Origin of the sequence: Pseudomonas sp. PHC1, assembly GCF_046487845.1 — a bacterium.
GTDB classification, from domain to species: Bacteria; Pseudomonadota; Gammaproteobacteria; order Pseudomonadales; family Pseudomonadaceae; genus Aquipseudomonas; species Aquipseudomonas sputi.
Genome location: NZ_JBJXHJ010000003.1, coordinates 70,822 through 97,306, shown reverse-complemented (window position 1 = coordinate 97,306; position 26,485 = coordinate 70,822). Strand labels below are relative to the sequence as shown.

26 protein-coding genes and 1 pseudogene are annotated in these 26,485 nt (G+C 61.7%); 15 read left to right on the top strand and 12 right to left on the bottom strand.

All coding sequences use genetic code 11. The features are described from left to right. The first annotated feature begins 208 nt into the window (after nt 1-208). The 4 genes from phaC (ACKJSM_RS05510) to ACKJSM_RS05495 all read left to right on the top strand — a co-directional run bounded on the left by phaC (ACKJSM_RS05510) (nt 209) and on the right by ACKJSM_RS05495 (nt 5,296). Complete coding sequence (phaC, locus tag ACKJSM_RS05510; RefSeq protein WP_039772445.1) at nt 209-1,888, top strand: class II poly(R)-hydroxyalkanoic acid synthase; 1,680 nt, start codon at nt 209-211, stop codon at nt 1,886-1,888. Nucleotides 1,889-1,957: 69 nt separating this feature from the next. Continuing rightward, the gene (gene phaZ, locus ACKJSM_RS05505) at nt 1,958-2,812 is read left to right on the top strand and encodes a poly(3-hydroxyalkanoate) depolymerase (RefSeq protein ID WP_007952412.1); all 855 of its coding nucleotides are present in this window, start codon (nt 1,958-1,960) and stop codon (nt 2,810-2,812) included. Between the two features lie 152 nt (nt 2,813-2,964). After that, complete coding sequence (gene phaC, locus ACKJSM_RS05500; RefSeq protein WP_236181096.1) at nt 2,965-4,647, top strand: class II poly(R)-hydroxyalkanoic acid synthase; 1,683 nt, start codon at nt 2,965-2,967, stop codon at nt 4,645-4,647. Nucleotides 4,648-4,675: 28 nt separating this feature from the next. After that, complete coding sequence (locus tag ACKJSM_RS05495; protein WP_236181095.1) at nt 4,676-5,296, top strand: TetR/AcrR family transcriptional regulator; 621 nt, start codon at nt 4,676-4,678, stop codon at nt 5,294-5,296. Between the two features lie 100 nt (nt 5,297-5,396). Here the strand turns inward: ACKJSM_RS05495 and ACKJSM_RS05490 are convergent, their stop codons facing one another. The 3 genes from ACKJSM_RS05490 to ACKJSM_RS05480 all read right to left on the bottom strand — a co-directional run bounded on the left by ACKJSM_RS05490 (nt 5,397) and on the right by ACKJSM_RS05480 (nt 7,118). Continuing rightward, nucleotides 5,397-6,248: a phasin family protein gene (locus tag ACKJSM_RS05490; RefSeq protein WP_410236862.1), complete on the bottom strand. Its 852-nt coding sequence runs from the start codon at nt 6,246-6,248 to the stop codon at nt 5,397-5,399. A 10-nt stretch (nt 6,249-6,258) separates the two neighbouring features. Beyond that, nucleotides 6,259-6,681 carry a phasin family protein gene (locus ACKJSM_RS05485; protein ID WP_410236860.1) on the bottom strand — a complete coding sequence of 141 codons (423 nt, stop codon included), beginning with the start codon at nt 6,679-6,681 and terminating at the stop codon, nt 6,259-6,261. 161 nt (nt 6,682-6,842) lie between these two features. Further along, nucleotides 6,843-7,118, bottom strand: coding sequence for a polyhydroxyalkanoic acid system family protein (locus ACKJSM_RS05480; protein ID WP_007952417.1), 276 nt, complete (start codon nt 7,116-7,118; stop codon nt 6,843-6,845). 164 nt (nt 7,119-7,282) lie between these two features. Here ACKJSM_RS05480 and ubiE point away from each other — a divergent pair, with 164 nt between their 5' ends. The 11 genes and pseudogenes from ubiE to ACKJSM_RS05425 all read left to right on the top strand — a co-directional run bounded on the left by ubiE (nt 7,283) and on the right by ACKJSM_RS05425 (nt 15,342). Then, nucleotides 7,283-8,053 carry a bifunctional demethylmenaquinone methyltransferase/2-methoxy-6-polyprenyl-1,4-benzoquinol methylase UbiE gene (gene ubiE, locus ACKJSM_RS05475; protein ID WP_007952418.1) on the top strand — a complete coding sequence of 257 codons (771 nt, stop codon included), beginning with the start codon at nt 7,283-7,285 and terminating at the stop codon, nt 8,051-8,053. Beyond that, nucleotides 8,053-8,676, top strand: a complete 624-nt coding sequence (locus ACKJSM_RS05470; RefSeq protein ID WP_410236859.1) for an SCP2 domain-containing protein — start codon at nt 8,053-8,055, stop codon at nt 8,674-8,676. The genes ubiE and ACKJSM_RS05470 overlap by 1 nt, the downstream gene beginning before the upstream one ends. Then, nucleotides 8,673-10,277, top strand: a complete 1,605-nt coding sequence (ubiB, locus tag ACKJSM_RS05465) for a ubiquinone biosynthesis regulatory protein kinase UbiB (RefSeq protein WP_410236857.1) — start codon at nt 8,673-8,675, stop codon at nt 10,275-10,277. Before ACKJSM_RS05470 ends, ubiB begins: the two co-directional genes overlap by 4 nt. 80 nt (nt 10,278-10,357) lie before the next feature. Beyond that, nucleotides 10,358-10,759, top strand: a complete 402-nt coding sequence (hisI, locus tag ACKJSM_RS05460) for a phosphoribosyl-AMP cyclohydrolase (protein WP_007909357.1) — start codon at nt 10,358-10,360, stop codon at nt 10,757-10,759. After that, nucleotides 10,752-11,084: a phosphoribosyl-ATP diphosphatase gene (locus ACKJSM_RS05455; RefSeq protein ID WP_236181091.1), complete on the top strand. Its 333-nt coding sequence runs from the start codon at nt 10,752-10,754 to the stop codon at nt 11,082-11,084. Before hisI ends, ACKJSM_RS05455 begins: the two co-directional genes overlap by 8 nt. Nucleotides 11,085-11,109: 25 nt before the next feature. Beyond that, nucleotides 11,110-11,388: a twin-arginine translocase TatA/TatE family subunit gene (locus ACKJSM_RS05450; protein ID WP_410236855.1), complete on the top strand. Its 279-nt coding sequence runs from the start codon at nt 11,110-11,112 to the stop codon at nt 11,386-11,388. A gap of 10 nt (nt 11,389-11,398) precedes the next feature. Continuing rightward, nucleotides 11,399-11,845 carry a Sec-independent protein translocase protein TatB gene (tatB, locus tag ACKJSM_RS05445; RefSeq protein ID WP_410236853.1) on the top strand — a complete coding sequence of 149 codons (447 nt, stop codon included), beginning with the start codon at nt 11,399-11,401 and terminating at the stop codon, nt 11,843-11,845. Continuing rightward, nucleotides 11,842-12,630: a twin-arginine translocase subunit TatC gene (gene tatC, locus ACKJSM_RS05440; RefSeq protein WP_339489413.1), complete on the top strand. Its 789-nt coding sequence runs from the start codon at nt 11,842-11,844 to the stop codon at nt 12,628-12,630. Before tatB ends, tatC begins: the two co-directional genes overlap by 4 nt. Beyond that, nucleotides 12,627-13,334 carry a 16S rRNA (uracil(1498)-N(3))-methyltransferase gene (locus tag ACKJSM_RS05435; protein WP_410236852.1) on the top strand — a complete coding sequence of 236 codons (708 nt, stop codon included), beginning with the start codon at nt 12,627-12,629 and terminating at the stop codon, nt 13,332-13,334. Before tatC ends, ACKJSM_RS05435 begins: the two co-directional genes overlap by 4 nt. A 91-nt stretch (nt 13,335-13,425) precedes the next feature. Further along, a pseudogene (locus tag ACKJSM_RS05430) lies at nt 13,426-14,487 on the top strand (methyl-accepting chemotaxis protein); the annotation flags it as partial. Beyond that, entirely contained in the window at nt 14,470-15,342 is an 873-nt protein-coding gene (locus ACKJSM_RS05425; protein ID WP_371807397.1) for a methyl-accepting chemotaxis protein, read from the top strand. The pseudogene ACKJSM_RS05430 and the gene ACKJSM_RS05425, both read left to right, overlap by 18 nt. A 61-nt stretch (nt 15,343-15,403) precedes the next feature. Here ACKJSM_RS05425 and ACKJSM_RS05420 read toward each other — a convergent pair whose 3' ends face one another. The 9 genes from ACKJSM_RS05420 to ACKJSM_RS05380 form a co-directional block, all read right to left on the bottom strand. Continuing rightward, nucleotides 15,404-16,138 (bottom strand): amino acid ABC transporter ATP-binding protein, encoded by a 735-nt coding sequence (locus ACKJSM_RS05420; RefSeq protein ID WP_236182491.1) that lies wholly within the window; start codon nt 16,136-16,138, stop codon nt 15,404-15,406. After that, entirely contained in the window at nt 16,131-17,090 is a 960-nt protein-coding gene (locus tag ACKJSM_RS05415; RefSeq protein ID WP_410236850.1) for an amino acid ABC transporter permease, read from the bottom strand. The genes ACKJSM_RS05420 and ACKJSM_RS05415 overlap by 8 nt, the downstream gene beginning before the upstream one ends. Before the next feature lie 156 nt (nt 17,091-17,246). Then, a complete protein-coding gene (locus ACKJSM_RS05410) occupies nt 17,247-18,044 on the bottom strand; it encodes a transporter substrate-binding domain-containing protein (RefSeq protein ID WP_236182493.1) in 798 nt (265 codons plus the stop codon). Nucleotides 18,045-18,290: 246 nt separating this feature from the next. Further along, complete coding sequence (gene mdoH, locus ACKJSM_RS05405; protein ID WP_236182494.1) at nt 18,291-20,861, bottom strand: glucans biosynthesis glucosyltransferase MdoH; 2,571 nt, start codon at nt 20,859-20,861, stop codon at nt 18,291-18,293. Further along, on the bottom strand, nt 20,854-22,668 hold the full coding sequence (locus ACKJSM_RS05400; protein WP_276574245.1) for a glucan biosynthesis protein G: 1,815 nt from the start codon (nt 22,666-22,668) through the stop codon (nt 20,854-20,856). Before ACKJSM_RS05400 ends, mdoH begins: the two co-directional genes overlap by 8 nt. 321 nt (nt 22,669-22,989) lie before the next feature. Further along, nucleotides 22,990-23,427 carry a D-aminoacyl-tRNA deacylase gene (gene dtd / locus ACKJSM_RS05395; protein WP_064592873.1) on the bottom strand — a complete coding sequence of 146 codons (438 nt, stop codon included), beginning with the start codon at nt 23,425-23,427 and terminating at the stop codon, nt 22,990-22,992. Next, nucleotides 23,424-24,395 (bottom strand): prolyl aminopeptidase, encoded by a 972-nt coding sequence (gene pip / locus ACKJSM_RS05390; RefSeq protein ID WP_007952436.1) that lies wholly within the window; start codon nt 24,393-24,395, stop codon nt 23,424-23,426. Before pip ends, dtd begins: the two co-directional genes overlap by 4 nt. A 104-nt stretch (nt 24,396-24,499) precedes the next feature. Next, the gene (locus ACKJSM_RS05385) at nt 24,500-25,417 is read right to left on the bottom strand and encodes an alpha/beta hydrolase (RefSeq protein ID WP_410236847.1); all 918 of its coding nucleotides are present in this window, start codon (nt 25,415-25,417) and stop codon (nt 24,500-24,502) included. Further along, a complete protein-coding gene (locus tag ACKJSM_RS05380) occupies nt 25,417-26,364 on the bottom strand; it encodes a choline ABC transporter substrate-binding protein (RefSeq protein ID WP_410236845.1) in 948 nt (315 codons plus the stop codon). The genes ACKJSM_RS05385 and ACKJSM_RS05380 overlap by 1 nt, the downstream gene beginning before the upstream one ends. Nucleotides 26,365-26,485: the final 121 nt, after the last annotated feature.

Sequence of the window (26,485 nt, the reverse complement as noted above, 5' to 3'; positions counted from 1 at the left end):
TGCTCCGCTAAAGCGGCCCGGGATCGGCTGCTTGCGAAAAAAATCAATCTCGGGTAACCAATGGAACTGGCAAGTTCCCTGCAGTGCTCTACGACTGTAAAGCAGCTATGCAGAATCAACGGTCACCCGAGCAGTAGTACCTGGCATTGGCTGTGGAACTGCACAGCAGAAAACCGGGTACTCGTCTCAGGACAATGGAGCGTCGTAGATGAGTAACAAGAATAACGATGATTTGAAGTACCAGGCCTCGGAGAACACCCTGGGGCTGAATCCTGTCGTTGGGCTTCGCGGAAAGGATCTGCTGGCCTCTGCTCGAATGGTGCTGACCCAGGCCATCAAACAACCGATCCATAGCGTCAAACACGTCACCCAGTTCGGCCTCGAACTGAAGAACGTGCTGTTCGGCAAATCCGACCTGCAACCGGCGGGCGATGACCGTCGCTTCGTCGATCCGGCGTGGAGTCAGAACCCGCTGTACAAACGTTATCTGCAAACCTACCTGGCGTGGCGCAAGGAACTCCATGCCTGGATCGACGACAGCAGCCTCTCGCCCAAGGACATCGCGCGCGGCCACTTCGTGATCAACCTGATGACCGAGGCCATGGCGCCCACCAACACGGCAGCCAACCCGGCGGCGGTCAAACGTTTCTTCGAGACCGGCGGCAAGAGCCTGCTCGACGGGCTCTCGCACCTGGCCAAGGATCTGGTGCACAACGGCGGCATGCCGAGCCAGGTCAACATGGGCGCGTTCGAGGTCGGCAAGAGTCTGGGCGTGACCGAGGGCGCAGTGGTGTTTCGCAACGACGTGCTGGAGCTGATCCAGTACAAGCCGATCACCGAACAGGTGCACGAGCGCCCGCTGCTGGTGGTGCCGCCGCAGATCAACAAGTTCTATGTATTTGACCTGAGCCCGGACAAGAGCCTGGCGCGCTTCTGCCTGCGCAACAATGTGCAGACCTTCATCGTCAGCTGGCGCAACCCGACCAAGGAACAGCGCGAGTGGGGCCTCTCGACTTACATCGAAGCCCTGAAGGAAGCGGTCGACGTGGTCACCGCGATCACCGGCAGCAAGGACGTCAACATGCTCGGCGCCTGCTCCGGCGGCATCACCTGCACCGCCCTGCTCGGCCACTACGCGGCGATCGGCGAGAACAAGGTCAACGCCCTGACCCTGCTGGTCAGCGTGCTCGATACAACGCTGGACAGCGACGTCGCGCTCTTCGTCGACGAGCAGACCCTGGAGACCGCCAAGCGCCATTCGTATCAGGCCGGCGTGCTCGAAGGCAAAGACATGGCCAAGGTCTTCGCCTGGATGCGCCCCAACGATCTGATCTGGAACTACTGGGTCAACAACTACCTGCTCGGCAACGAGCCGCCGGTGTTCGACATCCTGTTCTGGAACAACGATACGACTCGACTGCCGGCCGCGTTCCACGGCGACCTGATCGAGATGTTCAAAAACAACCCACTGATTCGCCCCAATGCACTGGAAGTGTGCGGCACGCCGATCGACCTCAAGCAGGTGACCGCCGACATCTTCTCGCTGGCCGGCACCAACGACCACATCACCCCGTGGAAGTCCTGCTACAAGTCGGCGCAGCTGTTCGGTGGCAAGGTGGAATTCGTGCTGTCCAGCAGCGGGCATATCCAGAGCATCCTGAACCCGCCGGGCAACCCGAAATCGCGCTACATGACCAGCGACGAAATGACCGCCAATGCCGATGACTGGCAGGAAAACTCGACCAAGCACGCCGACTCCTGGTGGCTGTACTGGCAGGCGTGGCAGGCCGCGCGTTCGGGCGAGCTGAAAAAGGCGCCAACCAAACTGGGCAACAAGGCGTATCCGGCAGGTGAAGCTTCACCAGGCACTTACGTACACGAGCGGTAACCGACACACCTCACTCCCTTTTCGGGAGTGAGGTGAACACTGAGATTGCGACCCACAGGGCCTTGAAGCATGCCGCACCCGTTCATCTTTCGAACTGTCGAGCTCGATGGCCAGACCATCCGCACGGCGGTCCGCCCCGGCAAGCCTCACTTGACGCCCTTGCTGATATTCAACGGCATCGGCGCCAACCTGGAGCTGGTGTTTCCTTTTGTCGCGGCGCTGGATCCGGACCTGGAAGTGATCGCCTTCGACGTGCCCGGTGTCGGTGGTTCTTCGACGCCGAGCCGACCGTATCGCTTCCCCGGGCTGGCGAAACTCACCGCGCGGATGCTCGATTACCTCGACTACGGACAGGTCAACGTGATCGGCGTGTCGTGGGGTGGCGCGCTGGCGCAGCAGTTCGCCTACGACTATCCCGAGCGCTGCAAGAAGCTGGTGCTGGCGGCGACCGCGGCCGGTGCGGTGATGGTGCCGGGCAAGCCGAAAGTGCTGTGGATGATGGCCAGCCCACGGCGCTACATCCAGCCGTCCCATGTGATCCGCATCGCCCCGATGATCTACGGCGGCTCGTTCCGTCGCGACCCGACACTCGCCGCCAGCCATGCGGCCAAGGTGCGTTCGGCGGGCAAACTCGGCTACTACTGGCAACTGTTCGCGGGCCTGGGCTGGACCAGCATTCACTGGCTGCACAAGATCCACCAGCCGACGCTGGTGCTGGCCGGCGATGACGATCCGCTGATTCCGCTGATCAACATGCGCATGCTTGCCTGGCGAATCCCCAACGCGCAGCTGCACATCATCGACGACGGGCATCTGTTCCTGATTACCCGGGCCGAGGCGGTGGCGCCGATCATCATGAAATTCCTCCAGGAGGAACGTCAGCGTGCGGTGATGCATCCGCACCCGACACCGCTGGGCGGATAACGGTCCCGACCCGGTTTTCTGGACAGTTCCTTGCACAGTATTTTTTGAACATGCGTGGCAGGACGCTGCGCAGGCAACAACCCGCAACAGCGTCTATGGTGTTCTGGTTCGGTGTGTTTGTTTTTGGCCTGAAGACGAAGGAGTGTTGAGTCATGCGTGACAAACCAGCGACGGGTGTGGTGCCCAGCCCCGCCGTGTTCATCAATGCACAGAGTGCCATGACCGGTCTGCGTGGCCGCGATCTGATCTCGACCTTGCGCAGCGTGGCGGCCCACGGCTTGCGCAATCCGATCCACAGTGCAAAACACGCCTTGAAGCTGGGGGGCGCGCTCGGACGCGTGCTGCTCGGCGAAACCCTGCATCCGACCAATCCACAGGACAGCCGCTTCGCCGATCCGGCGTGGAGCCTGAACCCGTTCTATCGGCGCAGCCTTCAGGCTTATCTGGCCTGGCAGAAACAGGTCAAGAGCTGGATCGACGAGAGCAGCATGAGCGACGACGACCGCGCCCGCGCGCACTTCGCCTTCACCCTGCTCAACGATGCCGTGGCGCCCTCCAACACCCTGCTCAATCCGCTGGCGGTCAAGGAACTGTTCAACTCCGGCGGCCACAGTCTGGTGCGCGGTCTGAGCCATCTGGTCGATGATCTGCTGCACAACGACGGCCTGCCCCGGCAGGTGACCAAACAGGCTTTCGAAGTCGGCAAGACCGTCGCCACCACCACAGGGTCAGTGGTGTTTCGCAACGAAATGCTCGAGCTGATCCAGTACCGGCCGATGAGCGAAAAACAGTATGCGAAACCGCTGCTGGTGGTGCCGCCGCAAATCAACAAGTACTACATTTTCGACCTCAGCCCGAGCAACAGCTTCGTCCAGTTCGCCCTGAAGAACGGTTTGCAGACCTTCATGATCAGCTGGCGCAACCCGGATGTACGGCATCGCGAATGGGGCCTGTCGACCTACGTCGAAGCCGTGGAAGAAGCGATGAACATCTGCCGGGCAATCACCGGCGCCCGTGAGGTCAACCTGATGGGCGCCTGCGCAGGCGGGCTGACCATCGCCGCGCTGCAGGGGCATCTGCAAGCCAAGCGGCAGTTGCGGCGGGTCTCCAGCGCCACCTATCTGGTGAGCCTGCTCGACAGTGAAATGAACACCCCGGCCACTCTGTTTGCTGATGAACAGACCCTGGAAGCGGCCAAGCGGCGCTCCTATCAGAAAGGCGTGCTGGACGGCCGCGACATGGCCAAGGTGTTTGCCTGGATGCGCCCCAACGATCTGATCTGGAGTTACTTCGTCAACAACTACCTGCTGGGCAAGGAGCCGCCGGCGTTCGACATCCTCTACTGGAACAACGACAGCACCCGCCTGCCCGCCGCGTTTCACGGCGACATTCTGGACTTCTTCAAGCACAACCCGTTGACCCATCCGGGCGGCCTGGAAGTGTGCGGCACGCCGATCGACCTGCAGAAGGTCACGGTCGACAGTTTCAGCGTGGCCGGCATGAACGACCACATCACACCCTGGGATGCGGTGTATCGCTCGACGCTGTTGCTGGGCGGTGAGCGGCGCTTCGTGCTGTCCAACAGCGGCCACGTGCAGAGCATTCTCAACCCGCCGGGCAACCCGAAAGCCCATTACGTCGAGAACAGCAAGCTCAGCGGTGATCCGCGCGCCTGGTACTACGACGCCAGGAAAGTCGACGGCAGCTGGTGGCCGCAGTGGCTGGAGTGGGTGCAGCAGCGCTCCGGTACCCTGCACGAAACCCAGATGACCCTCGGCAACGCCAATTATCCACCGATGGAAGCGGCACCCGGTACCTATGTGCGTGTGCGCTGACTGACCCGAACCCTTTTAAGAAGACTGGATGAAAACAAGCGAACGGATCCTCGAATGTGCCCTGCAGTTGTTCAATGAAAAGGGCGAGCCGAACGTCTCCACGATGGAGGTTGCCAATGAAATGGGGATCAGCCCCGGCAACCTCTACTACCACTTCCACGGCAAGGAACCGCTGATTCTCGGATTGTTCGAGCGTTTCCAGAACGACCTCGCCCCGCTGCTCGACCCGCCCGCCGATGTCGAACTGGCGCCGGAGGATTACTGGCTGTTCCTGCACCTGATCGTCGAACGGCTGGCGCAATATCGTTTCCTGTTCCAGGACCTGTCGAACCTCGCCGGGCGCCTGCCGAAACTGGCCAAGGGCATTCGCCAGTTCCTCAATGTACTCAAGCGTACGCTGGCCTCATTGCTGGCTCGGCTGAAGGCGTCGGGGCAACTGGTCAGCGACACCCAGGCACTGGGGCAACTGGTGGAGCAGATCACCATGACGTTGCTGTTCTCGCTGGATTATCAGCGGATTCTTGATCGTGAAGGGGAAGTGCGGCTGGTGGTGTACCAGATCATGATGCTGGTGGCGCCGCATCTGTTGCCGCCGGTGAAGGTGGCGACAGAGAGGATGGCTTTGCAGTACCTCGAGGATCAGGAGTAACGGAAAAGCCCTCTCCTTTGGGGAGAGAGACGACTTCTAAATCGCCCAAACAAAAACGCCCGACCTTCACAGGCCGGGCGTTTTCTTGAGCCCTGAAAAATCAGGACTGACTGGTTGGCGTCGACGGCGTCGATGCAGCAGTCGGAGCAGGCGCCGGGGTTGGAGCCGAGGCGGAGTTCGACGTGCTTGCCAGTGCTTGCGGTGTGGTCACCGGTTTGGGTGCAGCGGCTTTCGGCGCGGCCGGTTTTTTCACTGCTGGTTTTTTCGCCGCAGCCGGTTTGGTGGCAGGCTTGGCAGCGGGTTTGGCGGCAGCGGTTTTCGCGGCTGGTTTGGCCGCAGTTTTAGCGGCTGGTTTTGCAGCTGGCTTGGCGGCGGCCTTGGCGGCAACCGGCTTGGCCGCGGCTTTCGCTGCAGGCTTGGCGGCAGCGGTTTTGGCTGCTGGTTTTGCTGCCGGTTTGGCGGCGGCTTTAGCCAGTGGCTTGGCAGCGGTTTTGGCCGCAGGCTTGGCTGCTGCGGTTTTCGCCGCGACAGGTTGAGCTTTCAGGCCGGTGAGTTTTTCGATCTGCTTGGTCAGGGTATCGACCTTCTTGTGCAGATCCTTCACCTCGTTGCGGCTCGGTACGCCCAGGCGCGAAATCGCACTGTTCAGGCGCTTGTCGAAGGCCCCTTCCAGCTCGTCCCACTTGCCCAGTGCGCGATCTTTCACGCCGCTGATGCGCGATTTTGCCGAGCTGGCAGAGTCCTTGGCAGCATCGACTTTCTTGCCGACTGCAGCTTTGGTGAGCTTCTCGGCTTTCTCGCCGTCTTTGACCAATGAATCGAAGAGTTTGCTGCCGTCAGTGTCGATCTTCGAGTACAAGCCTAAACCAGCCAGCCAGATATTGCGCGAATAGTCTTCGACTTTTCCGATCCACGAGCTGCCTTCTTTATCGGTGTTCTTTTTACCAGCCATCCCGTTCTCCTTAAGATTTACGCGCGACGCGTTCGAGCAATGCCGTCAGCTCATCGAGCTTAGCAGAGAGTGTCTCAACGTCATGTTTAGACGGAATGCCGATACGATTCAAGGCACTGGCGACACGCGTGTCGAACGCCTTCTCGACCTTGTCGAGCTGAACTTCGACACGCCCTTTGAAAGAGCTGACTTCGCTCTTGGCTTCATCGATCTCGGCGTTGGCCGCTTCGAGTTTTTCGGTGACGACTTTTTTGCCTTTCTTTTCAACAGTTTGACCAGCCTTGATCAACTCCTGAAAGTACTCGCCGCCCTCCTGACCGACCTTGGTGTAGGCACCCAGGCCTGCCAGCCAGATCTTGCGGGCATAGGATTTGACGTCGCTCAGAGCAGAAGTCGAGGCGTCGATTTTTTTCTTCAAAATGACTTTGGCCATGGTGCACCTCACGCGCAGAAGGTTTGAGGAACTGCCCTGACGAGTGTCGGGCTCAGGCACAAAGTAGGGAGAAAAATTAGAAACGGCACCCTAACAACTGACATAAAAGGCAGGTGCACGAGAAAAAAACGGGGAGCCCGAAGCTCCCCGTTTTGTCCTGATCAGACCAGCGCTTTGTCCAGCGCCTTTTCGATCTCGGCTTTGATCATGCCGCTCATGGCCGACATCATCAGGCCCAGTTCCACGTCGACCCGGATCGAATCCTCGGCCACATGCACCGCGCCCTTCACGCCCGACCGCTTGAGGTTCAGGACATCACCCGACCACTGCGGCTCCAGGCCATATTGATCGGAGAGTTTCTGCGCCAGTTTGTCGGCTTTCTCGCGGGCTGCTTCCTTGCCCAGGCTGTGGGCACGCTCAACACTGATATGGGCCATTGAATGACTCCTGCTTTTGAATGGGGCTATGAATGCCTGCAACGAATCTTGACCGCCACTGCGGCAAATCGTCCCGAAGGTTGCCCATCTTACCTTTAGCCATTCCAAGACAAAGCATGGCTTGGGGATTAGAATGTCGCGCATTCTCTTTTGGTGACAGCGATATGACTGATCAGCGCAAAGGCAGCGATGCCGAACCCACCACTCACTTCGGCTTCAAAAACGTTCCGGAAAGCCAGAAAGCGGAAAAAGTCGCTGAGGTGTTCCACTCCGTGGCCGCCAAGTACGACCTGATGAACGACCTTCTGTCGGGCGGCATGCACCGTCTGTGGAAGCGTTTCGCGATCGAACTGTCGGGCGTGCGCGCCGGCAACCGCGTGCTGGACATCGCCGGCGGCACGGGCGATCTGACCAAGAAGTTCTCGCACCTGGTCGGCCCGACCGGTCAGGTGGTGCTGGCCGACATCAACGAATCCATGCTCAAGGTCGGTCGTGACCGCCTGCTGGATGTCGGCGTGTCCGGCAACGTCGAGTTCGTCCAGGCCGACGCTGAAAAGCTGCCGTTCCCGGACAACCACTTTGACTGCGTGACCATCGCTTTCGGCCTGCGCAACGTGACGCATAAAGAAGACGCCTTGCGCTCGATGCTACGCGTGCTCAAGCCGGGCGGCCGCCTGCTGGTGCTGGAATTCTCCAAGCCGACCAACGCGCTGATGTCCAAGGCCTACGACGCCTACTCGTTCGCCTTCATGCCGCTGATGGGCAAGCTGATCACCAACGACTCGGAAAGCTATCGCTACCTGGCCGAATCGATCCGCATGCACCCGAATCAGGAAACCCTGAAGTCGATGATGGTCGACGCCGGTTTCGACCGCGTGACCTATCACAACATGACCGCAGGCATCGTCGCCCTGCACCGCGGCATCAAGCCCTGATGCTGCTGACCGGGCTGCTGGCCAGCGTCGAACTCGGCCTGAACCGCATGCTGCGTCTCGACAGCACGGCGCTGCCGCGACTGGCGCACCTGACCGGCAAAGTGATTGCCGTGGATTGCCGCAGTCCGGCGCTGCAACTGTTCATCCTGCCGAGCGACGAAGGCCTGATGCTGGCGTCCCATTGGGAAACCGGCGTCGACTGCACCCTGCGCGCCCCGGCCTCGAGTCTGATGAAACTGGCCCTGAGCAAGGACAAGACGGCGGTGCTGCACGCACCGGAAGTCGAACTCGACGGCGACAGCGGCGTGCTGCTGGAGCTGGCGGGCGTGCTGCAGGACCTGGAGCTGGACTGGGAGTACGAACTCTCGCGCTGGCTGGGGCCGGTCGGCACGCAACTGGTCGGCGGTCACCTGCGCAGCCGCGCCCGCTGGTATCAACAAGGATTTGCCAGCCTCAACCAGAACCTCGCCGAATACCTGGCCGAAGAGTCGCGCACCCTCGTCGGGCAGCGCGAAGCCGAAGCCCGCTTCAGCGAACTGGACCGGATCAAACTCGATCTGGAACGTCTCGAGGCGCGCTTCGAGCGCCTTTCCCGATCCCTCGACCCAAGCGATAACGCATGAAGCTGCTCGCCGTCCGCCGTCTGTTGCGCATCCAGCGCGTCGTGATCCGCTACCGCCTCGATGACCTGCTGTTCGATCTGCCTTTGCCGTGGTTCCTGCTGGCGCTGCGCTACGTCCTGCCGTGGCGCTGGTTCCCGCGCAAGCCGCTGGACCTGAGCCGGGGCGCACGGCTGCGCCTGGCGTTGCAGGACCTGGGGCCGATTTTCATCAAGTTCGGGCAGATCCTCTCGACCCGCCGCGACCTGCTGCCGGAAGACATCGCCGATGAGCTGATGCGGTTGCAGGATCGCGTGCCGCCGTTCGATTCGCAGCTGTCGGTCAAGCTGATCGAAGAGCAACTGGGCAAGAAGATCAGCGAAGTGTTCAGCCGTTTTGACGTCGAGCCGCTGGCCTCGGCCTCGGTGGCGCAGGTACACGCCGCGCAACTGAAGACCGGCGAAGAAGTGGTGGTCAAGGTGATCCGCCCGGGCCTGAAACCGGTGATCGCTCAGGATCTGGCGTGGTTGTTCATCCTCGCCCGCGCCGCCGAAAAGGTCTCCGCCGACGCCCGTCTGCTGCACCCGGTGGACGTGGTCAGCGACTACGAAAAAACCATCTACGACGAACTCGACCTGTTGCGCGAGGCGGCCAACGCCAGCCAGTTGAAGCGCAACTTCGAAGGCTCGCCGCTGCTCTACGTGCCGCAAGTCTATTGGGACTGGTGCCGGCCGAAAGTGCTGGTGATGGAGCGCATCTACGGGATTCAGGTGACGGATCTGGCGACCCTCGCCGACCAGCGCACCGACATGAAGATGCTTGCCGAACGCGGCGTGGAGATCTTCTTCACCCAGGTGTTCCGCGACAGTTTCTTCCACGCCGACATGCACCCGGGCAACATCTTCGTCAGCACCGTCAACCCGTGGAGCCCGCAGTACATTGCGATCGACTGCGGCATCGTCGGCAGCCTGACCCCGGAAGACCAGGATTATCTGGCGCGCAACCTGTTCGCCTTCTTCAAGCGCGACTACCGCCGCGTGGCGCAATTGCACATCGATTCAGGCTGGGTGCCGGCGGAAACCAAGCTCAACGAATTCGAAGCGGCGATCCGGACCGTGTGCGAACCGATCTTCGAAAAACCATTAAAAGATATTTCATTTGGCCAGGTGCTGATGCGCCTGTTCCAGACTGCGCGGCGCTTCAACATGGAAGTGCAGCCGCAACTCGTATTGCTGCAAAAGACCCTGCTGAACATCGAAGGCCTGGGCCGTCAGCTGTACCCGGACCTCGATCTGTGGAACACCGCGCAGCCGTTCCTCGAACGCTGGATGCGCGAGCGCGTCAGCCCCAAAGCCTTGCTCGGCAACGTTCAGAGCCAGTTCGAACAGCTGCCGCACCTGGCCAACATGGCCCGCGACCTGCTCGAACGGATGTCCCAACCCCACGCCAACGACCCGCCACCACCGTGGAAAAAACGCAAGGACGACTGGTTCCTGCGCCTGCTCGGCAGCGCTCATCTGGCGGGCGGTACGATCCTCGCCGCCGGGGGCCCGTTGCACGAACTGGGGCATTGGCCCGCCGGAATCATGGTGGCCGTCGGCTTGTATCTGGTCGTTCGCCGATAGCCAGTTCCGTGAACGGCTGGCACACTGTTTCAACGCCTGAACCCGACTATTGAAGTGTGGGTTCGCTGTCGGAGTCGAAGATGAAAAACTGGCTGGACGAGATCAAGTGGGACGCCGATGGCCTGGTGCCGGCGATTGCCCAGGATCACAAGACCGGACGCGTATTGATGATGGCCTGGATGAACCGCGAAGCCCTGGAGCTGACCGCCGCGGAAAACCGTGCCATCTATTGGTCACGTTCCCGTGGCAAGCTGTGGCGCAAGGGCGAAGAGTCCGGCCACGTACAGACGCTGCATGAAATGCGGCTGGACTGCGACGCCGACGTCATCATCCTGATGGTCGAACAGATCGGCGACATCGCTTGCCATACCGGCCGTCAAAGCTGCTTCTACCGCGTCTTCGAAAACGGCGACTGGAAAACGGTCGACCCGGTCCTGAAAGACCCGCACGCCATCTATTCCGCAGGACACAAACATGAGTGACACCCTGACCCGCCTTGCTCAGGTACTTGAGGAGCGCAAAGGCGCAGCCGCCGACAGCTCGTATGTCGCCAGCCTGTACCACAAGGGTCTGAACAAGATTCTGGAAAAGGTCGGCGAAGAGTCGGTCGAAACGATCATTGCCGCCAAGGACGCCGCCGTCAGCGGCGACTGCAGCGACGTGATCTACGAGACCGCCGACCTGTGGTTTCACAGCATGGTCATGCTCGCCCAACTGGGGCAGCATCCGCAGGCGGTGCTGGATGAACTGGATCGCCGTTTCGGCCTGTCCGGACACGTCGAGAAAGCCTCGCGTCCGTCCACCTGAACAACTATCAGAGAGGAACAGCAACATGGGCATTTTTGACTGGAAACACTGGATCGTCATCCTGGTGGTCGTGGTACTGGTGTTCGGTACCAAGAAACTGAAAAACCTCGGCACCGACGTTGGCGAATCGATCAAGGGCTTCCGTAAAGCCATGAACGACGACGAAAAAACGGCCGATCCGACCGTCACGCCTGCGCAACCGGTGCCACCGGTCCAGCCGCAAGCCACCGCTCAGGCCAACCCGCCGCACACCATCGACGTGCAGGCGCAGAAAGTCGAAGAGCCGATCCGCAAAGACGTGTGAGCACTGACGAATGTTTGGTATCAGCTTCTCTGAACTGCTGCTCGTCGGCCTCGTTGCCCTGCTGGTGCTGGGTCCCGAGCGTCTGCCGGGTGCTGCGCGCACCGCCGGCCTGTGGGTCGGACGGCTGAAGCGCAGCTTCAACGCGATCAAACAGGAAGTTGAGCGTGAAATCGGTGCCGACGAAATCCGTCGGCAACTGCACAACGAGCACATCCTGTCGCTGGAACAGGAGGCGCGGAAGATTTTCACGCCGGTTCAGCAGGAGCCGACGCCGGTCGAGCCTGTAGGTGAGCAGACGATTCATGCGCCTGCCGCCGCGACGCCACCAGCACCTGTCGTAGCGCCAACCGATTCTGCACCTGCTGTCGCAGCCACGACGGTTGAACATGTAGCTCCAACCGCCGCGCCGACCACACCAGCGCCTCACGACCCAACATTGCCGCCGCGAGCCCCATGAGCGATCTCCCCGAAAACGACCAGCACATGCCGCTGGTTTCGCACCTCACCGAGTTGCGCACCCGCCTGCTGCGTTGCGTGGCGGCGATCTTCATCATCTTCGCCGGGCTGTTTGCCTTCACCCAGCAGATCTACACCTTCGTCTCGACGCCGCTGCGTGAATACCTGCCGGCCGGCGCTACGATGATCGCCACCGACGTGTCGTCGCCGTTCCTGACGCCGCTGAAGCTGACGATGATGGTCTCGCTGTTCCTGGCGATCCCGGTGATCCTGCATCAGATCTGGGGCTTCATCGCACCCGGCCTGTACAAGCACGAGAAGCGTATCGCGGTGCCGTTGCTGATCTCCAGCATCCTGCTGTTCTACACCGGCATGGCGTTCGCCTACTTCTTCGTGTTCCCGCTGATCTTCAAGTTCTTCGCCTCGGCCACCCCGGCCGGCGTGGAAATGATGACCGACATCACCAGCTACCTCGATTTCGTCATGACGCTGTTCTTCGCCTTCGGCGTGGCGTTCGAAATCCCGGTGGCCGTGGTGCTGCTGGTGTGGATCGGCGTGGTCGACGTCAAATACCTGAAGAAGATCCGCCCGTACGTGATCATCGGCTGCTTCGTGGTCGGCATGATCCTGACCCCGCCGGACATCTTCTCCCAGACCCTGCTGGCCGTGCCGATGTGGATGCTGTTCGAAGTCGGCATCCTGTTCGGCAGCCTGGTCAGCAAGCGCGAGCGCCCGGAAGAAACCGCCGACGATCACAACGACCAGCCGCCAGCGACTCAGCCATGAACCTGCTGCTGCTCGAAGAGGCCGACTTCATCGCGGCCGACCGTGTGGTGCTGCGTGATCGGCGCCTGACCCACCTGCAGGAAGTCCATCGCTCGGAAGTCGGCGACAGCCTGCGGGTCGGGCGCATTGGCGGTCTGATGGGCTCGGCCGAGCTGCTGCGTCTGGACGCGGGCGAAGCCGAGCTGCGGGTCACCCTCGATCAGCCACCGCCAGCCAAACTGCCGCTGACCCTGGTACTCGCCCTGCCCCGCCCGAAGATGTTGCGCCGGGTATTCCAGACCGTGGCGACCATGGGCGTGTCGAAGATGATTCTGGTCAACAGCTACCGGGTCGAGAAAAGCTTCTGGCAGACGCCATTCCTCGAACCGGACGCGATCCGCGAGCAACTGATCCTCGGCCTCGAACAGGCTCGGGATACGGTGTTGCCGGAGATCATCATCGAGAAACGCTTCAAGCCGTTCGTCGAAGATCGCCTGCCAGCCATCACCGACGGCACCCTCGGTCTGGTCGGCCATCCGGGCCACTTCCCGCCCTGCCCCCGCGCCCTGAACGAACCGGTGACCCTGGCCATCGGCCCCGAGGGTGGCTGGATTCCCTACGAAATCGACCTCCTGGCCAAGGCCGGGCTGCAACCGGTGCAACTGGGCGACCGAATCCTGCGGGTCGAAACCGCCGTCACCGCGCTGCTCGCCCGGCTGTTCTGAAATCTTCGCCAGACAAAAGGCGTTACAGATTGCCATCATGCAGCCGATACCCTCTCCATAAGTCCAATTAGTGGTCCGAGGGAGTCGTCGCATGTACCGTTGGTTAGCCGAGAGTCTTGGAAACGTCAGCGTTAAACGTAAGCTTGGAATCGGTTTCGGCCTGGTGCTGCTGCTGACCCTGTTGATTACCTTCACCGGCTGGACCGGCATGAGCGGCATCATCAGCCGGGGCGACAAGCTCGGCTTCATCTCCAGCCTCAACGAGCTGACCAAAGACCTGCGCCTGGCGCGTCTGGACTATGAAGCCCGCCGTGGCGAACAGGGCCCCGGCGCGGTCAACGACCTGCTCGGCAAACTCGACAGCGGCCTGCAAAGCGCCCGCCAAATGATCGAGCAACCGTCCGACGTGGCCATGATCGATCAGCAACTGGCGGCGGTCGCCGAGTACAAACGCGCTTTTGGCGAAATGACTCAGGCCACCGTGCAGCGTGAAGATGCCCGCAGCAAACTCGGCGCCAGTGCCGACAACGCCGTGGCCAAGGTCAGCGAAGTCGAGAAATCCCTGCTGCAAGGCGACAGCGTTGCGCAATTCAACAGCGTGATCGAACTGAGCAAACTGCTGCAGCAGGCGCGCTATCAGGTGCGCGGCTACACCTACAGCGGCAAGGCCGAGGCCGAACAACCGGCGCTGGATGCCATCGCCGCTGCCCTGAACACGCTTGAAAGCCTGCCGAGCAAACTGCCCGAGCAACACATCGCCAACCTGCAACAGGCCACCGAATCGCTCAAGGCTTACCGCGCTGCCGTCAGCCAGTTCCGCGACTCCCAGGTCAACAATGCCAAGGCCCTGGCTCGCATGTCGGCTCAGGGTGACATTCTGCTCGACGTCAGCAAGAAGCTCACGGTGTCCCAGACCATCGTCCGCGACACCGACGCCGCGCACGCCAAGAACATGCTGATGATCGCCACCCTGTTGGCCTTGGCCTTCGGTCTGCTCGCGGCCTGGGCGATCACCCGGCAGATCATCATCCCGCTGGAGCAGACCCTGAAAGTCGCCGAACGTGTGGCCGCCGGTGACCTGACCCACAATCTGGTGTCCCTGCGCCGCGACGAACTCGGTCAACTGCAACGCTCGATGCAGAGCATGACCCAGGGCCTGCGCGAACTGATCGGCGGCATCAGCGACGGCGTGACCCAGATCGCCAGCGCCGCCGAAGAGTTGTCCGCGGTGACCGAGCAGACCAGCGCCGGGGTCAACAATCAGAAAGTCGAGACCGACCAGGTCGCCACAGCCATGAACGAAATGGCCGCCACCGTGCAGGAAGTCGCACGCAACGCCGAGGAAGCTTCGGAAGCAGCGGTCGCCGCCGACCAGCAGGCCCGTGAAGGCGACAAGGTGGTTGGCGAGGCCATTGCCCAGATCGAACGCCTGGCTGCCGAAGTCGGCCATTCCACCGAGGCCATGGGCGAGCTCAAGCGCGAAAGCGACAAGATCGGCAGCGTGCTCGACGTGATCAAGTCCGTGGCTCAGCAAACCAACCTGCTGGCCCTCAACGCCGCCATCGAGGCTGCCCGTGCCGGTGAAGCCGGACGTGGTTTTGCGGTGGTTGCCGACGAAGTCCGCAGCCTGGCCCAGCGCACTCAAAAGTCCACCGAAGAGATCGAAGAGCTGATCGTCGGCCTGCAGAACGGCACCCAGCAAGTGGCGACGATCATGGATAACAGCCGCACCCTGACCGACAGCAGCGTTGAGCTGACCCGTCGTGCCGGTGGCTCACTGGAAAGCATCACCCGTACCGTTTCGGCGATTCAGGCGATGAACCAGCAGATCGCCGCAGCGGCAGAGCAGCAGAGCGCCGTGGCCGAAGAGATCAACCGCAGCGTGTTGAATGTGCGGGATGTCTCGGATCAGACCTCGGCGGCCAGTGAAGAAACGGCGGCCTCCAGCGTCGAGCTGGCGCGCCTGGGCACTCACCTGCAAACGCTGGTGGGCCGATTCAAGGTTTGAGGTAATTCACCCACCCTGATCGTTCCCACGCTCCGCGTGGGAACGATCGGTGACGTCGCGTTTAGAGGACCTGCCGCAAGAACGCCTGAGCCCGTGGATCCTTCGGTGCATCGAAGAACTCGGCCGGCGAGGCATCTTCCAGCAGTTTGCCGTGATCGAAGAACAGCACCCGATCCGCCACTTCCCGGGCGAAGCCCATTTCGTGGGTCACGCAAACCATGGTCATGCCTTCCACGGCCAGGTTCTTCATGACCTCGAGCACTTCACCGACCATTTCCGGGTCGAGGGCCGAGGTCGGTTCGTCGAACAGCATGACCTTGGGGTCCATCGCCAGCGCCCGGGCAATCGCCACACGCTGCTGCTGTCCGCCGGACAGGCGTGACGGGTATTCGCGGGCTTTCTGGGCGATGCCGACCTTCTCCAGCAACGCCAGGGCCTTGGCCTCGCTTTCCTTCTGACCGCGTTTGCGCACGACTTTCTGCGCCAGGCACAGGTTCTCCAGCACGGTCATGTGCGGGAACAGATTGAAATGCTGGAACACCATGCCGACTTCGCGGCGGTAGGCGTTGACGTCGGTTTTCGGGTCGGCCAGTTGCAGACCGTCGATGCTCACCGAGCCGGAATCGAATTCTTCCAGACCATTGAGGCAACGCAGGAAGGTCGACTTGCCGGAACCGGACGGACCGATCACCACCAGCACTTCGCCCTTGGCCACGGACGTGCTGACGTTATCCACCGCGCGCACGACTTGCCCACGGGTGTCGAAGACTTTTACCAGATCGCGGACTTCAATCACTTTGCGCGAGCCTCCGCTCAAGTCGGCTGGCGATTTTCGACAGCGGCAGGTTGATCAACAGGTACAGGCCGGCCACGCAGAACAGGATTTCGAACGGCGAGAACGACGTGGTGATGACTTCGCGGCCACTTTTCAGCAGCTCGGTGATGGCGATCACCGACACCAGCGAGGTGTCTTTGACCAGACTGATGAACTGCCCGGCCAGCGGCGGCAGCACGCGCTTGAACGCCTGCGGCAGCACCACATGACGCATCGACTGGCCGGCGCTCAGGCCCAGCGAACGGGCGGCTTCGTTCTGGCCACGGGCAATCGACTGCACGCCGGAACGGATGATTTCCGCCACGTAGGCGCCGGTGAACAGCGACAGCGCGGCGATCCCGGCGAACTCCCGGGACAGGTTCATCACCGTGCCGATGAAGAAATAGAAAATGAAGATCTGCACCAGCAGCGGCGTACCGCGCACCAGTTCGACATAGATCGTCGACAGGTCGCGCAGGGTCGGGTTGCTCGACAGCCGGCACAGCCCGGTGGCCAGACCAATCAGCAGGCCCAGCACGCCGGACACCACCGACAGCCAAAGCGTCGTCCACAGGCCCCACAACAGCGGACCTGCCGCCCAATGCCGGGTCACGCCCACGACGTCACCTTCGGCCACATCGTCGCCCTGGGCAAATTGCAGGCTGTTTTCGTCGACGGTCAGGTGCTGCTCGTCACCGGCATCGTTGCGCAGGGTGACTTGCGCGCTGTCGCCTTTGCGCACCAGTTCGCTGACGGTGGAAATGTCGGCCGCGCGCTGGGTTTCCTCGGCCTGATAGGCGAAGTACTGCGGCACGCGGTTCCAGCGCCATTCGTAGGACATCAGCGACGTGGCGTAATACAGCGCGCCGGCCAGGCCGACCAGCACCAGCACGGTCAGGACGTGCCAGGGCCATTGGGCTTTTTTCTGTTTCATTGAATGTTTCTCTGATTCGCTCGTTCCCGCGCTGTGCGTGGGAATGCATCCTGTGACGCTCTGCGTCACGCTTGCGAAGGGACGCGGAGCGTCCCGGGCGGCATTCCCACGCAGACGGTTCGACGCCTCGACGTGGGAACGATCGGCGAGCGAGTGTTATTCCATGTCCTTGAGCCACTCGGTGCTCTTGAACCACTTGTCATGGATGCGATCGTAGGTGCCGTCTTCGCGGATCTGGTGCAGGAAGTTGTTGATGAAGTTGAGGCTGTCGTAGTCACCCTTCTTCAGACCGAAGGCCAGTGGCTCGTAGGTGAACGGCTTGTCGAGGAACACCAGTTTGCCGGCGCCGACCTTGTTCAGCGCGACCACGTTGTACGGGGCGTCGTAGATGAAGGCATCCGCCTTGCCGTTGACCACGTCGAGCACGGCTTCCTGCTCGTTGTCGTAGCCGTGGTACTTGGCCTTGGAGATCAGTTTCTTGGCGACCATCTCGCCGGTGGTGCCGAGCTTGGAGGTGATGCGGTAGTCGGCGGTGTTCAGGTCTTTGTAGGACTTGATGGTGCCCTCCAGCTCCTTGCGGATCAGCAGGGTCTGGCCAACCACGATGAACGGTTCGCTGAAGTTCAGGCGCAGGTTGCGCTCCTGAGTCAGGGTCATGCCGCTGCCGATCATGTCGAACTTGTCGGTCATCAGCGCCGGGATGATCCCGTCGTAACCGGTGGAGACCAGCTCCAGCTTGACGCCCATGGCCTTGGTCATGGCTTTGAGGATGTCGACTTCGAAACCGATGATTTCGCCGCGCTTGTTGGTCATCTCGAACGGCATGTAGGTCGGGTCCATACCGACTTTCAACGAACCGCGCTTGACCGCGTCGTCGATTGCGCCGGCCTGCGCCGCATTGACTGCAACCAGTGCCGTGACGCCGACCAGCAGCATCGACAGATACTTCTTCATCTTCAAGTCCCCAAAACCATTGCGTTTGCGGCGCGAAAACCGACAGAAATGGACAAGATTGTCCGGGTGCGCCAATTCGGGGACGGATGCTAACGCACTCGTCCGTTTGCACAAGGTTTTTTGATCGGTCGGTGCCGGATGGGACGCAGAGCCTCCCGGGCTGCATTCCCACGCGGAGCGTGGGAACGAGTGATCCGCGACGCTAATCGGCAGGCAAAAAAAACCCCGCTTTCGCGGGGTTCTTCATCAGGCCGGTTGCGCCTGCAAGCTCACAGGCTTGAGCGGCAACAGCGGCGCATGGGGATCGGCTTTCACCGAAGCCCGCCAGGCGTCCAGCCACTCGGCGTGCCCTTCGGCCCATACCTGCTCGTGCAGACGGGCGAGGGCCACCGGATCGCTCAGCAATTGCAGACGATCATGGTTGTTCAGCCCGGCCGGGCCGACCTTGATCGCGTGACGCACACGTTCCTGACGCAGCCATTCGATCGGCTCGGCCTGACCGTGACGCGAAGTCGCCAGCGAGCACGCCAAAGCGTTCTGCTGCGGATCGACCACCGCGCGGACGAAACCGTCGTTCAGTGCATGCCAGCGGTTTTCGTGGGTGTACTGATCGGTGGCCAGCAGCGCCTGTGGCGGATTGTATTCCTCGGGGATGAGGAACAGGCTCTCGTCACGGGATTTGAGGCCCAGACCGACGCGGCTGGAAATCACCGACACCGGAATCGACAGCATCAGCGAACCGACGATCGGCACCAGCCACCACAGGAAGCTCGGGTTCAGCCAGATCACCAGCAGGGCCCAGAAGAAGCCCAGCAGCGTCTGCGGACCGTGACGCTTGATCGCTTCGCTCCATGGCGTGGAGTCGTCGTCACGCTGCGGCGAGTTCCAGGTCGCGGCCCAGCCGAGGAAAGCGGCCAGAACGAAACGGGTGTGGAAAATCATCCGCACCGGCGCCAGCAGCATGGAGAACAGCATCTCCAGCAGCATCGACAGGGTCACCTTGAACTTGCCGCCGAACTCTTTCGCGCCCTTGGCCCAGATCAGGATGATGCTCAACAGCTTCGGCAGGAACAGCAGCACGATGGTTGTCGAGAACAGCGCGATCGCCTTGTCCGGATGCCACTGTGGCCACAACGGATACAGCTGACGCGGTTCAAGGAAGTACTGCGGCTCCATCAGCGTGTTCACCGCCAGCAGCGCGGTCGACAGCACCAGGAAGAAGAACCACAACGGCGCCGACAGGTAAGACATCACGCCGGTCAGGAACACTGCGCGGTGCACCGGGTGCATGCCTTTGACCAGGAACAGACGGAAGTTCATCAGGTTGCCGTGGCACCAGCGACGGTCACGCTTGAGTTCGTCGAGCAGGTTCGGCGGCAGTTCTTCGTAGCTGCCCGGCAAGTCGTAGGCAATCCACACGCCCCAGCCGGCACGGCGCATCAGCGCGGCTTCAACGAAGTCGTGGGACAGAATCGCACCGGAGAACGCTCCCTTGCCCGGCAACGGCGCCAGGGCGCAGTGGTCGATGAACGGCTTCATGCGGATGATCGCGTTGTGACCCCAGTAATGGGATTCACCCAGCTGCCAGAAGTGCAGGCCAGCCGTGAACAGCGGACCGTAAACGCGGGTGGCGAATTGCTGCATGCGTGCATACAGCGTGTCCATGCCCGACGCACGCGGCGCGGTCTGGATGATGCCGGCGTCCGGAGTGGCCTCCATCAGGCGCACCAGACTGGTCAGGCACTCGCCGCTCATCACCGAGTCGGCGTCGAGCACGACCATGTACTTGTAGTCACCGCCCCAGCGACGGCAGAAGTCGTCGAGGTTGCCGCTCTTGCGTTTGACGCGACGGCGACGGCGACGATAGAAGATCTTGCCGAAGCCCTTGGCTTCGCGGCAGACATCCAACCAGGCCTGCTGCTCGGCAACGCAGATGTCGGTGTCGTTACTGTCGCTGAGCACAAAGAAGTCGAAGCGATCGAGGTCACCGGTAGCGGCGACCGACTCGAAGGTCGCGCGCAGACCGGCGAACACCCGCGGCACGTCTTCGTTGCAGATCGGCATCACCAGTGCAGTACGGGCGTCTTTGGGAATCGGTTCGTTGCCGGCACTTTTACCGGAGATCCGGTATTTATCGTGGCCGGTGAGCAATTCGAGGAAGCCCATCAGCGCGGTCCAGAAACCGGCCGACACCCAGCAGAACAGAATCCCGAACATGATCAGGATGCTGGTTTGCAGCGCATACGGCAGCACTTGCGTGGCGGTTTGCAGCAGCGGTTGATGCAGGACTTCTTCCAGATCGACGAACGACCAGCCCTGATACGGCATGATGCCTTTCATGTACCAGCCGGCGACGATGGTCTGACCCAGCATCAGCAGCAACAGAATGTAGCGACGGATCGAACCGACCGTGCGCCAGCGCGCCGCCGGCAGCACGTTGGCGTCCTTCGGCGGTTGCGGCGGGTTGGTCCGGCCGGTCAGGCGGCGCCAGCCACGCACCAGGATGTTGGTGCGCCATGGCTCCGGCACGACCTTGGTCCGACGGATCGGCGGCGTGGCCTTCATGCTGACCCGGCCGCTGGCGTCGAGCACCAGCATTTCCGCGTCTTGCAGCTCTTCGGCGGTGCTCAGGATCAGGCGCTGGCCGACCGAAGCCTGGGCGGCTTCGGTCGGCGCGTCAAAGGTCCTGGACGACAGGCGTTCATGCAATTCGCTGAAGGACTGGCAGCCCGCGAGTTCCGCGCGCTGCTCGTCGGTCATCGGCAGATGTGCCAGGTACTCGGACAGAGTCTCTGGCTGTACTTGAGAGTTACTCATCGGCAGGCAACTGATAGCTCCAGGTCTCGGTCAGGACTTCTTCAGTCGGCGCCGATTCCGGTGTGGCTGGGGCCGCGTCTGCAGCGGCTGGCTGCTTGGCGTCTTTGTTGGCCTTGTCCTTGGCATCTGCAACCGGCTTGGCGTCGGCCTGTTTGGCCTCGGCGGCCTTGGCTTCCTTGTCGGCTTTCTCTTGTTGCTTGGCGGCAACCTTGTCGGCCTTGGCCACCGACGAGTTGGACGTCGGTACCGAAGATTTGGCCAGATCAGCGGTGACCGCCGGCCGCACCAGGGCTGCGCGCAGCTCGGTGGACTTGCTCGGGTCCTTGATCTTCATCCGCAGGGTCAGGCGCCAGCCTTTGGTTTCCGGGTTGTAGCGCACGTTGTTCTCGACCAGTTCGGCGTTGTCGCCGATGCTGACCTGACTGCGAACGTCCGCATCCGGGGCCAGGGCCGCCAGGGACGGGCCTTCGAAATCGACCAGGTAGGCCACGCTGCCATCCGGCTGACGGATCAGGTTCGACTGCTTGACGTCACCCGTGGAACGCAGGGTCTGCTTGACCCAGGCGCTGTCCGGCGCGTGCAGCGCGGCTTCGTCGATGGTCCAGTGCATGCGGTAGGCGAAGTCCAGCGGCTGGCCAGGCTCCGGCAGTTTTTCCGGGCTCCAGAACGCAACGATGTTGTCGTTGGTTTCGTCGGCGGTCGGGATCTCGACCAGATCGACGGTGCCCTTGCCCCAGTCGCCCTTCGGCTCGATCCAGGCACTTGGACGCTTGTCGTAACGGTCGTCGAGGTCTTCGTAATGGCTGAAGTCACGGCCACGTTGCAGCAGACCGAAACCACGCGGGTTCTCGACGCTGAAGTTGCTCACGGCCAGGTGTTTCGGGTTGTTCAGTGGGCGCCAGATCCACTCGCCGTTGCCGGCATGGATCGACAGACCGCTGGAGTCGTGCAGTTCACGACGGTAGTTGAGCACTTTCGACGGCTGGTTGGCGCCGAACAGGAACATGCTGGTCAGCGGCGCGATGCCGAGCTTGCCGACCTTGTCACGCAGGTACATCTGGCCCTTGACGTCGACGATAGTGTCGCTGCCCGGACGCAGGATCAGACGGTAGGCGCCGGTCGCACGTGGCGAATCCAGCAGGGCGAAGATCACCAGGTGCTTGTCGCCCGGCTTCGGCTGCTGAATCCAGAACTCGCGAAAACGCGGGAATTCTTCACCGGACGGCAGAGCGGTATCGATCGCCAGACCACGGGCCGACAGGCCGTAGGTGTGCCCCTTGCCGACCACGCGGAAGTAGCTCGCGCCCAGCATGGTCATGATTTCGTCTTGCTTGTCCGCCTTGTTGATCGGGTACAAGACACGGAAACCGGCGTAGCCCAGTTGTTCGGTGGCCTTCGGATCGAACTTCAGGTCGCCGAAATCGAAACGGCTCGGATCGTATTTGATCTCTTCGACGGTGTTCGCGGTGATTTCGTTGATTTTCACCGGCGTATCGAAGTGCATGCCCTGATGATAGAAGGACAGCTTGAACGGGGTTTTCTGGTCGGCCCATTCGGCTTTTTCAGTGCGGAAACGAATCTTCTGGTAGTCCGCGAATTTCATATCACGGAATTCGTTCGGCAGGTTGCTGCGCGGGGCTTCGAACTTCTGCCCGGCCAGGTCTTTGGCCTTGGCCGACACATCATCAAGACTGAATGCCCAAAGCTGGCCGGCGCTGAGCAGGCAGAGTACTGCCGAGCCCGCTACCAGAGCGCTGCGCAAGCGTTTGGCAGACAATTTTGCTGCATTACAGGGACTAACAATCACGAGCAACCCTCGCCGAAAACAGATCAATAAACCAACGGCCAGATGAAGTGCCTGTAAGGGATGCGGTACAGAAAAACCGACCTTTCAGGACACCCTTGCCAAGTTGGCGAGCATTGTTCCGACTCCGCTGGGTCAAAATGATTCCCCAATCGGATCCGGACAAGTCTCTACCTAAGTCAAAATGGACCAACGAACGCTGATCCCCGTAGCGCGCGATTATCTAGTAGCCCGCGTGACAACGCATCAGGGGTAACAAAGTATTTATCGCGAAAATTCCCTGTTTTCAGTCGAAATGCCCTTAAAAAGATGTTTCAGGCGCTTTCATGTCTGTAACAGGAAGGTTACCGGGCCATCGTTGACCAGGTGCACCTGCATATCCGCGCCGAATCTACCTGATGCCACTGTGCCATGCATCTGTTTCGCTTTGCTTAATAGATAGTCGAATAATTCTTCGCCCAGCGCCGGAGGGGCGGCGGTCGAGAAACTCGGGCGCAACCCGCTTTTGGTGTCGGCGGCGAGGGTGAACTGAGAGACCAGCAGCAACCCGCCGCCCACATCCGCCAGGGACAGATTCATCTTGCCCTCGGCGTCACTGAACACTCGATAGTTAAGCAGCTTATGCAGAAGTTTGTCGGCGCTGGCCGGCGTGTCGTCGGGTTCGACCGCCACCAGCACCAGCAGACCCTGATCGACACTGCCGACCACCTCCCCCGCCACTTCGACCCGCGCGCCTTTCACGCGCTGCAACAGCCCCTTCATGCTTCTTCGGGCGGCAGGTCGAGCAGACGCCGGGCCATTTTGCTGGCGGCGCGCACCAGTGCATCGGTGATGCCCGGTTCGGACGCGGCGTGGCCGGCATCGCGGATCACCTGCAACTCACTGTTCGGCCAGGCCTGATGCAGTTCCCAGGCGTTGTCGAGCGGGCAGATCACGTCGTAACGGCCGTGGATGATCACGCCCGGCAGATGGGCGATCTTGCCCATGTCGCGAATCAGCTGGTTTGGCTCGAGGAACGCATTGTTGGTGAAGTAGTGGCATTCGATCCGCGCGATCGACAGGGCGCGCTGCGGTTCGGAGAAGCGATCGACCACCAGCGGGTTCGGGCGCAGGGTCGCGGTGCGCCCCTCCCAGGTCGACCAGGCCTTGGCCGCGTGCATCTGGGCGATCTGATCGTTGCCGGTCAGGCGTTTGTGGAAAGCGCTGAGCAGGTCGTCACGCTCGTCCAGCGGGATCGGCGCAAGGTAGTCCTGCCAGTAATCGGGGAACAGACGGCTGGCACCGGCCTGGTAGAACCATTCGATTTCCTGCGGACGGCAGAGAAAGATCCCGCGCAGGATCAGGCCATGCACGCGCTCCGGGTGGGTCTGCGCGTAGGCCAGCGCCAGGGTCGAGCCCCAGGAGCCGCCGAACAGCACCCATTTGTCGATGCCCAGGTGTTTACGAATACGCTCAAGGTCTTCGACCAGATCCCAGGTGGTGTTGTTTTCCAGGCTGGCGTGGGGCGTGGAGCGACCGCAGCCGCGCTGGTCGAAGGTGACAATGCGATACAGGTTCGGATCGAAGTAGCGGCGACTCTGGGCGTCGCACCCGGCGCCGGGACCTCCGTGGATGAACACCACCGGCAAACCTTCCGGTGAACCGCTTTCGTCGACGTACAGGGTATGGGTGTCATCGACGGCCAGATCGTGCCGTGCGTGAGGTTTGATCTGCGGAAACAAAGTCTGCATTGCGCGCTCCGTAAGGGGTCGAGGTCATCCCTGGGGGGACTTCTATTATTCTGCCGTCCGGCATCATAAACCCGATTTACGTCAATGAGCATGCCCGCGCGCTGTCACAATTTGTCAGCCATGAACCCCAGCAGGTTCTCAAAGAGACGATCGACCTCGGCGACCTGATGCCGCGCCCGCAGGCAACCGTGAACCAGCCCTTCGCCGTAGTACAACGCCGCGTCGACACCTGCAGCATTCAGGCGACCGGCGTAGCACACGCCATCGTCGCGCAGCGGATCGAACTGCGCCACGGCGATCCAGGCCGGGGGCAATCTGCTGAAGTCTGCGGCCCGCAACGGCAGCGCATAAGCGTTCGGCTTCGCGGTGCCGCGCAGGTACAAGGCGTGATAACAGTCGACATCGCTGCTGGCGAGCAACGGCGCATCGGCGCATTCACTGCGCGACGGTAACTGCTCGTCGCCACCCAGCCCCGGATAGATCAAGACCTGCGCGCCCGGCAGCGGCTCGTCGGCATCGCGCAACGCCAGGCACAGCGCCGCCGCCAGATTGCCCCCGGCGCTGTCGCCCGCCACCAGCATCCGTCCGGGATCGAACCAGAACGGCCCGCTGCGCAACGCGCGCCAGACGCTCAGGCAATCCTCGAAACCGGCCGGGAACGGATGCTCCGGCGCCAGCCGATAATCCACCGCCACCACCATCGCCCCGAGCGCCATCGCCAGCTCGCAGCAGATGAAGTCATGGGAATCCAGCCCGCCGACCACCCAACCGCCGCCGTGCAGGTACAACACGCACGGCCAGCCACTGGCCGATGGCTGGACGGGCGGGCGATACGAGCGCACCGCCACCCCGCTCAACTGGAAATCCACCACCTCCAGACCCGCCGGCCGTTCGGGCGTAAAGGCGCGGCACATGTCGTCATAGGATTTGCGCAATCCGCCGAGGCTGCTGTCCTCGCTCGCAAAACCTTCGGTTCTGGCGACGAACGCCGCCATCGACGGCGAGAGTGGATAAGTGCCCATCAGTTTTTCAGGCTGGCCTGAACCGTGGCCACGCCGTCCTTGCCGTCGAAACTGCTGACACCCGCCAGCCAGCGTTGCAAGTCTTCGGGATGCTCACGCAGCCAGCTCTTCGCCACTTCCTGAGGCGTTTTGCGCTCCATGATCGGCACCATCAACTGGCTTTCCTGGGCGGCGGTGAAGGTCAGGTTTTCCAGCAGTCGATGGACGTTCGGGCAGCGCTCGGCGTAGTCCGGCGCGGTGACCGTGGAAACGGTGGCGGCGCCTTCGTTGGGGCCATAGACGTCATCGCTGCCGGTCAGGTAGGTGATCTTCATGTTGATGTTCATCGGGTGCGGGGTCCAGCCGACGAATACCACGAACTCCTTGCGGTTCACCGCCCGCTGCACGGCGGCAAGCATGCCGGCCTCACCGGATTCGATGATCTTGAAATCCTTCAGGCCGAAATGGTTGGTTTCGATCAGGGTCTTGATCGTGGTGTTGGCACCGCTGCCGGGCTCGATGCCGTAGATTTTGCCACCGAGCTGATCCTTGAATTTTGCGATGTCGCCGAAGGTCTTCAGCCCTGCCGCCGCCACGTAATCCGGCACCGCCAGCGTCGCCTGGGCGTCGGCCAGGCTGGGCTTGTCCATGACCTTGACCTGATTGGCGGCGAGGAACGGCGCGATGTTCTTGTCCATCGCCGGTTTCCAGTAGCCGAGGAAGATATCGAGGCGCTTGTCGCGGATGCCGGCGAAGATGATTTGCTGCACGGCGCTGGTCTGCTTGCTTTCGTAGCCGAGGCCGTTGAGCAGCACGTCGGCCATGCCGCTGGTGGCGATCACGTCGGTCCAGTTGACCACGCCCATGCGCACGGTTTTGCAGGAAGCATCATCGGAAGCCAGGGCACCGGCGCTGAGCAGCGCACTGCCGGTCAGGATTAACGCACAACGAGTGAACAGTTTTTTCATGTGGGATCGTCTCGTGCGGCAGCGGGTTATTGTTCGGATCGGTGTCTTCTTGCACCGTGGCCGAAACATTACGCAGCAGACGAGCGGGAAAAGCGAACTGTGGCGACCGGGATTTGCACGG

Excerpts from the sequence above, each read along its gene's own strand:
- ACKJSM_RS05450 (WP_410236855.1), top strand. The coding sequence starts at position 11,110 with ATGGGCATTTTTGACTGGAAACACTGGATCGTCATCCTGGTGGTCGTG.
- ACKJSM_RS05380 (WP_410236845.1), bottom strand. The coding sequence starts at position 26,364 with ATGAAAAAACTGTTCACTCGTTGTGCGTTAATCCTGACCGGCAGTGCG.
- dtd (WP_064592873.1), bottom strand. The coding sequence starts at position 23,427 with ATGAAGGGGCTGTTGCAGCGCGTGAAAGGCGCGCGGGTCGAAGTGGCG.
- phaC (WP_236181096.1), top strand. The coding sequence starts at position 2,965 with ATGCGTGACAAACCAGCGACGGGTGTGGTGCCCAGCCCCGCCGTGTTC.
- ACKJSM_RS05490 (WP_410236862.1), bottom strand. The coding sequence starts at position 6,248 with ATGGCTGGTAAAAAGAACACCGATAAAGAAGGCAGCTCGTGGATCGGA.
- phaZ (WP_007952412.1), top strand. The coding sequence starts at position 1,958 with ATGCCGCACCCGTTCATCTTTCGAACTGTCGAGCTCGATGGCCAGACC.
- ACKJSM_RS05415 (WP_410236850.1), bottom strand. The coding sequence starts at position 17,090 with ATGAAACAGAAAAAAGCCCAATGGCCCTGGCACGTCCTGACCGTGCTG.
- phaC (WP_039772445.1), top strand. The coding sequence starts at position 209 with ATGAGTAACAAGAATAACGATGATTTGAAGTACCAGGCCTCGGAGAAC.
- ACKJSM_RS05410 (WP_236182493.1), bottom strand. The coding sequence starts at position 18,044 with ATGAAGAAGTATCTGTCGATGCTGCTGGTCGGCGTCACGGCACTGGTT.
- ACKJSM_RS05485 (WP_410236860.1), bottom strand. The coding sequence starts at position 6,681 with ATGGCCAAAGTCATTTTGAAGAAAAAAATCGACGCCTCGACTTCTGCT.
- ACKJSM_RS05495 (WP_236181095.1), top strand. The coding sequence starts at position 4,676 with ATGAAAACAAGCGAACGGATCCTCGAATGTGCCCTGCAGTTGTTCAAT.
- pip (WP_007952436.1), bottom strand. The coding sequence starts at position 24,395 with ATGCAGACTTTGTTTCCGCAGATCAAACCTCACGCACGGCACGATCTG.
- tatC (WP_339489413.1), top strand. The coding sequence starts at position 11,842 with ATGAGCGATCTCCCCGAAAACGACCAGCACATGCCGCTGGTTTCGCAC.
- ACKJSM_RS05480 (WP_007952417.1), bottom strand. The coding sequence starts at position 7,118 with ATGGCCCATATCAGTGTTGAGCGTGCCCACAGCCTGGGCAAGGAAGCA.
- ACKJSM_RS05435 (WP_410236852.1), top strand. The coding sequence starts at position 12,627 with ATGAACCTGCTGCTGCTCGAAGAGGCCGACTTCATCGCGGCCGACCGT.
- ACKJSM_RS05385 (WP_410236847.1), bottom strand. The coding sequence starts at position 25,417 with ATGGGCACTTATCCACTCTCGCCGTCGATGGCGGCGTTCGTCGCCAGA.
- ACKJSM_RS05470 (WP_410236859.1), top strand. The coding sequence starts at position 8,053 with ATGCTGCTGACCGGGCTGCTGGCCAGCGTCGAACTCGGCCTGAACCGC.
- hisI (WP_007909357.1), top strand. The coding sequence starts at position 10,358 with ATGAAAAACTGGCTGGACGAGATCAAGTGGGACGCCGATGGCCTGGTG.
- ubiE (WP_007952418.1), top strand. The coding sequence starts at position 7,283 with ATGACTGATCAGCGCAAAGGCAGCGATGCCGAACCCACCACTCACTTC.
- ubiB (WP_410236857.1), top strand. The coding sequence starts at position 8,673 with ATGAAGCTGCTCGCCGTCCGCCGTCTGTTGCGCATCCAGCGCGTCGTG.
- mdoH (WP_236182494.1), bottom strand. The coding sequence starts at position 20,861 with ATGAGTAACTCTCAAGTACAGCCAGAGACTCTGTCCGAGTACCTGGCA.
- ACKJSM_RS05455 (WP_236181091.1), top strand. The coding sequence starts at position 10,752 with ATGAGTGACACCCTGACCCGCCTTGCTCAGGTACTTGAGGAGCGCAAA.
- ACKJSM_RS05425 (WP_371807397.1), top strand. The coding sequence starts at position 14,470 with ATGCAGAGCATGACCCAGGGCCTGCGCGAACTGATCGGCGGCATCAGC.
- tatB (WP_410236853.1), top strand. The coding sequence starts at position 11,399 with ATGTTTGGTATCAGCTTCTCTGAACTGCTGCTCGTCGGCCTCGTTGCC.